This is a genomic window from Planktothrix sp. FACHB-1355 (genome assembly GCF_014748295.1).
Lineage (GTDB): Bacteria > Cyanobacteriota > Cyanobacteriia > Cyanobacteriales > Aerosakkonemataceae > Aerosakkonema > Aerosakkonema funiforme_A.
The window spans coordinates 1-6979 of record NZ_JACJUP010000252.1; the positions used below are offsets into that span (position 1 = coordinate 1).

The following is a 6979-nucleotide window of genomic DNA, read 5'->3' on the forward strand; positions in this document are numbered from 1 at the left end:
TCTTCCCTTTTCCCCTAGCCCCTAGCCCCTAGCCCCGACGCCCTTCCCACTCCCTCTTCCCTAATCCCTAGCCCCTAAAGTCAGATACAATAATTGACAAACTGACTGAAGTTGACCCATGACGCCTCCTTCGGAACTAGATACCAGCACCGAACCATCTTTAGCAGACGCTGAAAACGAGAACGACAATACAAAAGAGGAATTTCTCGACGAACTCCCAGGAGAGGTCGAGATGTCCTTGTTCGACCACTTGGAGGAGTTGCGCGAGCGCATTTTCTACTCATTAATTGCTGTCGTGCTGTGTATATCAGGTTGCTTCTTTTTTGTCAAGCCGATCGTACAACTTTTGGAAAAGCCAGCACGGGGAGTAAAGTTTGTTCAGCTCGCTCCTGGGGAGTTCTTTTTTGTATCCCTAAAAGTGGCCGGATATAGCGGCTTACTGGTAGCCAGTCCGTTTATCCTCTACCAAATTATTATGTTTGTTTTGCCGGGATTGACTCGTCGGGAACGGCGCTTGCTGGGGCCAGTGGTGATTGGGTCTAGTTTTCTATTTTTTGGTGGCTTGGTTTTTGCTTATGTAGCCTTGATTCCGGCTGCGCTCAATTTCCTGATCAGTTATGGTGCCGATGTGGTCGAGCAACTGTTTTCGATCGATCGCTATTTTGAATTTGTTTTGCTGCTTTTATTCTGTACTGGGTTAGTTTTTCAAATTCCCATTATTCAAATTATCATCGGCTTTTTGGGAATTATATCTTCCAAACAAATGCTTTCGGCTTGGCGATACGTTTTAATGGGCTCGGCAATTTTGGGAGCGGTGCTGACGCCTTCCACTGACCCTTTGACGCAAACCCTTTTAGCAGGCGCGGTGCTGGGTTTGTACTTATTTGGTACTGGTTTGGTCGTTCTGTTGGGTAAATAGTCGCAAAGGAAACCGCTAGGGAGTTAATTCCTTGGCTAATAGCTGATTTTTAACAAAGAAAAAACTATTCAAGGTAGAACCACTATGACATCACAACCATTAGAGTTAGAGGGAACTTGGGAAGAAATTGTTGCCCAATCAGAAAAACTGGCCGGACGTCGCGTTCGCGTTACTGTTCTGGTTGAAGAAGAGTTGAAGTCCCCAGAAGAAAGCTTTCGGCAGGCGTGGCTAGAAGTAAAAACAGGAAAAACTAGACCAATCTCTGAATTATGGGAGGGGATTGATGCAGAGTGAGCCACCTTCAATTCAAATCAACTTTGCAGAAGAATTTAAACGTAATTTAGTTACTTTATCCAAAAAGTACAGACATATCCGCTCTGATGTTCAGCCAATAATTGAACGGCTTGAAGCTGGAGAGTTGCTCGGAGATCGAATATCAGGAACTGATTATGTCGTGTTTAAAGTGCGAATCAAAAACAGTGATATCAAAAAGGGCAAAAGTGGTGGCTATCGGCTCATCTACCACGTTCAAACACCAACAATAATATTTTTGATGACGATTTATTCAAAGTCAGAACACGAGAATGTTTCAGTAGATAAAATTAGACGCATTTTGAGTGATGTTTATGCGCTAAGCGAGGATGAAGAAGAAACGCAAGATGAGAAAAATGGCGATCGTCCCAGCGATTAAAGATACTGTTGGCGAATTACCGGCTCTCCCGGCTTTGTGGTAATAATATAAACTTATCTAATCGTAGGGTGGGTTAGGCACGGGCGATAATTTCAATACTTTCGATCGATAATTTAGTTCCCGTGCCGTAACCCACCGACCGCAATCAACTGTAACATTTACGAACATTTTCCCCATAAATCCGAAAGAACCAAACTTCACAATATATCCTCTGCAAACTTTCCGAGATTTTCCTGCCTCCACTTAGCATCTGCTTTGCGATTTGTTCTCAATTCTAATACCCGAATACCTTTTTCAGGCAGAGGATTCAATGTTTGTTTCAGTTGCTGCCAAGAAGCGATCGCTTCATATTCGACATTGTAGGTAGCGCAAAGCTGAGCGAAATCTATATCCTGGGGTGTGGCAAAAAACTCTTCAAATGGCGGCTCAAATTTGGCAATCGGCAACATTTCAAATATACCACCACCATTGTTATTAATCAAGATAATAGTGAGATGTCCGATAAATTTGTTTCTCAATAAAAAGCCGTTGGTATCGTGCAATAAAGCTAAATCTCCCGTCAGCATAACGCTGCTGTGATGGCGATGGGCAATGCCTAAAGCGGTGGATAAAGTACCATCAATACCATTAGCGCCCCGGTTGAAAAATGGTTGAATTCCAGAATTGTTCGGTGTCCAGAAAAATTCCACATCTCGCACGGGCATACTGTTGGCAATAAATATAGGCGTTCCTGGTGATAAAATCTGGGAAAGTAACCAAGCTACTTTACATTCAAATAAAGTTTCTGTTGTTGCCATTGTTCGGTCAATGCGTTGCCTGACGGTGGCTTCGACATCGCACCAAATTTGCAGATATTTACTGAGATTGTTTGGTTCGATCGCACATATTTGCGCTAGCTGTTCTACGGATAATCGTAGATGAGTTGTGTTGCCGTGTAGCGGATCTAAATTGTGATGGCTGGTGTCAATTACCCATGTGCGCGGTTGGGTTGATTCTAACCAAGTTCGCAGTTCTTTACTGGTGGGTAAGTCTCCTATCTGGATGGCGATTTCAGGTTTAAGTTGTTGTGCTATTTGCTGGTTTCGTAATATCGAATCGTAGGTGGAAATTAAGTAAGGATTTAGTTCGGCATAATTTCGTAATGGGGATAATCCCTCTGCTAATACAGGCCATTTTAAGGTTTGGGAAAGTTGGGCAATTGCCTGACAATACTGTTTGGGAAATTGAGGTTGTGACGTGCCGGCGATGATGATTCCGCGATCGCATTGTAACCAGTTTTGTAAGGTATTGAGTAAAGAATTATTGTTGGCTATTGACAACTGACAACTGATGACTGACGACTGACAGCTAGCAAAGAAATTTTCTGGTTGGAATTGCGATCGCAACTCTTCGGTAGCCGCTTGGGGTATGGGGGCGAGAGGGTCGCGAAAGGGGATGTTAAGATGGATTGGGCCGGGAACGGGAAAGAGCGATCGCTCCCAGGCATGAATAATTGTTTGCCGCAGATAATTCAAAATTCCAATTTCTAATGATGGCACTGCTAACTCAGCTTGCCAGTTAGGATAAGTGCCATATAATTTGATTTGGTCGATAGTTTGTCCGGAATGACAATCTCGCAATTCTGGCGGGCGATCGGCTGTGAAAACTAACAGCGGTACGCGACTTTCTCTGGCTTCAATAATAGCAGGATAAAAGTTTGCGCCCGCCGTTCCCGAAGTGCAAACTAATGCGACTGGCAAACCTAATTTTTTGGCAATTCCCAGCGCCAAAAAAGCAGCCGATCGCTCGTCCAAAACGGGAATAGCTTCTATTTTATCTTGTTGGGCAAAAGCAACTACCAAAGCAGTAGAACGCGACCCCGGACAGATTACTGCTGTTGTTAGTCCGAGTCGTTTTAAGGTTTCCGTAAGTAGGGAAGCCCAGACAGAATTAGTGTTGCGAAAATCTATGGGCATTGGGGATTGGGTCATTCACACTAAAGCTTTGAGAAGTGCTTGAAGTTTCAGTTGAATTTCTGCGAGTTCTTTGTCTGGATCTGACCCAGCAACGATACCGGCACCTGCGTACAGTCTAGCGCGATCGCTGTCTATTAGTGCTGAGCGAATGCCTACGACAAATTCGCTGTTACCGCGATGATCTATCCAACCCAATGGTGCGGCATAAACAGAGCGATCGAATGCTTCATAGCGGCGAATTTGCGAGAGCGCGATGTCTCTGGGATCGCCTGCAACAGCAGGGGTGGGATGGAGTTCTGCCAAAATTTGTAATGGCTGCACACCGCCAGTGATTTTACCTCGAATTGGTGTCCATAAATGCTGTATATTTGAAAGTTGTAAAAGACCGGGTATAGGAAGTCTCTGGTGTGACAAACCCAGGTTGGATAAGCGATCGACAATGAAGTCAATGACAACTCGATGTTCCCGCCTTTCCTTTTCACTTCTGAGCAAAAGTTCTGCAAAATAAGCATCTTCGGCTGCTGTTTTGCCTCGCGGTGCTGACCCCGCCAAAGCATCGGTTTCTAACTCTCGCTCTTGTATCCTAATTAAACGCTCTGGGCTGGCACCGATAAAATCTTGACCTTTGCCGTTACTGGTGGAAAAAACGTAGCAATCCGGATAAATTATTCGCAAATTATTTAAGGAATCAACCCGATGAAAAGGGCGCGGCGAATTAACCTCAATTGCGTGGGCAAGGACAATTTTGCTAAAATGTTTAGATCGAATTGATTGCAATGCCGATACGACTGAGGATTGAAAATTTCTGCGATCCGTTACATCTTGCGGCTGCAATTTCTGTTTATAATTGCTCAAATGAAAATTTCTGTAGTTAGCTAATCTAATTTGGTGGAGTTTCTGCCATATATTTTCTGCTATAACTTCGATGTTTGCATTGCTGTCGATTACAGTATTAGCGACTATAACACAGCAATCTTTTTGACAGGAAAACTGCCAGCGAGGTAAAAAAACTGTGGCGGCGGGGAAAGGAGAATCACCATTGATATTCTCATCAAAAAATGTGAAAGTACAGAAAAAGTGAGGGCCAGAAAAGGGTAGGTCTAACGCGCCTGTGGCAATTGTGTTAGCAAGGCATGAATCGATAAATTTTTGTGCTTGCGAAAAGCGATCGACTCCTTCTAACTTAAATTTAGCGGCTGTATCGATCGCCGCGATCGCTTCCCCTTGATTGGCTTTTTCCCAATAAAAATGCAGTTTTTCCGGCTCGGCAATGCGATCGAGTACAGCTAGCGGATCGAGCGGTTTACTTGGCAGGGAAATACTGACAACTTTTTGGAGCCCTTTTTCAATTAAGGTTTGTTTGCAAGCTAAAAGAAACTGATGCAGTTCCTTGCGATCTTCAAACAGATTAGCATGATGTGTCACTGGCACGGAAGCGAACATAGCAAATTTTTTTAACGTTTGCTTGCCAAATTTTCAATTATGAGCATGGTAGGGCTAGGGTTAGCACACTCCCACTCCATCTAACCACTTCTGGTGTTGCGTTGTACCGGGCTAGTACTCCACCAAATTGATTTTGATGGGTTGTCGTCGCCCAGAAACCCGGTTTTTCTAAAAAACCGGGTTTCTTAAACTCCCGATCCTGCCGGCGAAACAGCCCCGTTGTGGGGAATGGCGCGACTCGCAGCGGGGCCACAACGGGTCAAAAGGTTTGGAATGCGTGCCTGGTGGTAGCGACACTGGCGATGTCCCCAGCAAAGATTTTGCCGTGCGTTATCCAGATTGAGTTTACCATTGCTACCTCAGCATCATAAAATTATGGGATTCGGAAAATTCAATCGATACCGTCCGATGACTACACAATCTATTGCTCATTCAAACAGTAAGTTGTGGTTGGCAGCACTTAAACCACCAATGTACAGCGTTGCCGTGATTCCAATTTGGGTGGGAACTGCTGTTGCTTTCGCGGAAAATAACACTTTTAATGGCGCAATCTTTTCGACATTTTTAATTTCAGCGATTTTGATTGTTGCGTGGCTCAATCTCAGTAACGATGTGTTCGATTCGGAAACTGGAATCGATCAAAACAAAGCGCATTCGCTCGTTAATTTAACAGGAAATAAACCTTTAATTTTTTGGTTGGCGAATTTGTTTTTAGCTGTGGGTATTCTGGGAGTAGTGGCGATCGCATGGTGGCAACAAGACCTCACTGTAATCGGTCTGATACTCCTGTGCTGTGCGATGGGCTACACTTACCAAGGGCCGCCCTTTCGGTTGGGATATCAGGGTTTGGGGGAAATAATTTGCTTTTTTACCTTTGGGCCATTGGGCGTATCGGCGGCGTACTACAGCCAAACCCAAAGCTGGTCGATCGCCAATATAGCAGCTTCTGCGATCGTCGGCATCGTCACCAGCTTGATTTTGTTTTGTTCCCATTTTCATCAACTTGAAGACGACCTTGCGGCAGGGAAGAAATCCCCCATTGTCCGACTCGGCACTGCCAAAGCATCCCAGCTATTACCTTGGCTTGGCGGCAGCATTTACCCTTTGACTGTGCTGTTCGTCGCATTGCACATTTTCCCAGTTTGGACATTGCTAACCTTTGCCAGTTTACCCTTCGCCCTCAAGTTATTCCGACACGTTGGCGAAAATCACGATCGACCGGAAAAAGTCAGCAATTGTAAATTTATCGCCGTAGCGCTGCATTTTTGGAGTGGCTTACTGTTAGGATTGGGATTCGTACTTGCCAACATTTGATGCTTTATCAGTTTGAATTTCGTCCTTATCGGCGACAGTTTAAACGCGCCCTCTCCACCAGTCACGGCAACTGGGATATTCGAGAGGGCATTATCCTGCGCTTCACCGATGATAAAGGTGCAATTGGTTGGGGAGAAATTGCCCCTATTCCCTGGTTCGGTTCCGAAACATTGCCGTCAGCTATAAATTTTTGTCGCCAGTTGGGCGATGAAATAACAACAGAAACAATTTTCTCTATTCCATCTAAACTTCCCTCATGTCAATTTGGTTTTGAATCCGCTCTCAATTTTGGATTTTGGATTTTGGATTTTGGATTAAAAGCTGATTTTCCAAATTCGGTGGAATCAGCGACTAACCCGCAATCTAAAATCCAAAATCTAAAATCTAAAATTGCTTACAGTTGCTTATTACCAGCAGGTGAAGCCGCTTTACATCAATGGCAAACACTTTGGCAGCAAGGATATCGCACTTTCAAATGGAAAATTAATGTTGTTCCCATTCAAGATGAAATCAAAATTTTTGCAAAGCTAATTCAGGCACTACCGACATCGGCCAAACTGCGATTAGATGCTAATGCTGGATTGAATTGGTCAGCAGCAAATGAATGGCTGAAAGTGTGCGAGAATTACTCTCAGATCGAATTCCTCGAACAACCCC

At 44.3% G+C, this 6979-nt stretch carries 8 protein-coding genes; 5 read left to right on the top strand and 3 right to left on the bottom strand.

Going from position 1 to position 6979, the window contains the following annotated elements; genetic code table 11:
- Positions 1–118: 118 nt before the first annotated feature.
- The 3 genes from tatC (at position 119) to H6S82_RS12990 (ending at position 1610) form a co-directional block, all read left to right on the top strand.
- Entirely contained in the window at positions 119–919 is an 801-nt protein-coding gene (tatC, locus tag H6S82_RS12980; protein WP_190462284.1) for a twin-arginine translocase subunit TatC, read from the top strand.
- Positions 920–1003: 84 nt separating this feature from the next.
- Positions 1004–1213, top strand: coding sequence for a hypothetical protein (locus H6S82_RS12985; protein WP_190462286.1), 210 nt, complete (start codon positions 1004–1006; stop codon positions 1211–1213).
- Positions 1203–1610, top strand: a complete 408-nt coding sequence (locus tag H6S82_RS12990; RefSeq protein WP_242056932.1) for a type II toxin-antitoxin system RelE/ParE family toxin — start codon at positions 1203–1205, stop codon at positions 1608–1610. The genes H6S82_RS12985 and H6S82_RS12990 overlap by 11 nt, the downstream gene beginning before the upstream one ends.
- A gap of 57 nt (positions 1611–1667) precedes the next feature.
- Here H6S82_RS12990 and H6S82_RS33000 read toward each other — a convergent pair whose 3' ends face one another.
- The 3 genes from H6S82_RS33000 to H6S82_RS13000 are packed head-to-tail and all read right to left on the bottom strand — an operon-like array spanning position 1668 to position 5008.
- Complete coding sequence (locus H6S82_RS33000; RefSeq protein WP_206756865.1) at positions 1668–1811, bottom strand: hypothetical protein; 144 nt, start codon at positions 1809–1811, stop codon at positions 1668–1670.
- The gene (gene menD / locus H6S82_RS12995; RefSeq protein WP_190462340.1) at positions 1808–3565 is read right to left on the bottom strand and encodes a 2-succinyl-5-enolpyruvyl-6-hydroxy-3-cyclohexene-1-carboxylic-acid synthase; all 1758 of its coding nucleotides are present in this window, start codon (positions 3563–3565) and stop codon (positions 1808–1810) included. The genes H6S82_RS33000 and menD overlap by 4 nt, the downstream gene beginning before the upstream one ends.
- A gap of 15 nt (positions 3566–3580) precedes the next feature.
- Positions 3581–5008, bottom strand: a complete 1428-nt coding sequence (locus tag H6S82_RS13000; RefSeq protein ID WP_190462287.1) for an isochorismate synthase — start codon at positions 5006–5008, stop codon at positions 3581–3583.
- A gap of 408 nt (positions 5009–5416) precedes the next feature.
- On the opposite strand from H6S82_RS13000, the gene menA reads away from it, so the two are divergent.
- The gene (gene menA / locus H6S82_RS13005; RefSeq protein ID WP_190462288.1) at positions 5417–6322 is read left to right on the top strand and encodes a 2-carboxy-1,4-naphthoquinone phytyltransferase; all 906 of its coding nucleotides are present in this window, start codon (positions 5417–5419) and stop codon (positions 6320–6322) included.
- On the top strand, positions 6322–6979 hold a 658-nt coding region (locus H6S82_RS13010), incomplete at its 3' end, for an o-succinylbenzoate synthase (protein WP_191056288.1). The genes menA and H6S82_RS13010, both read left to right, overlap by 1 nt.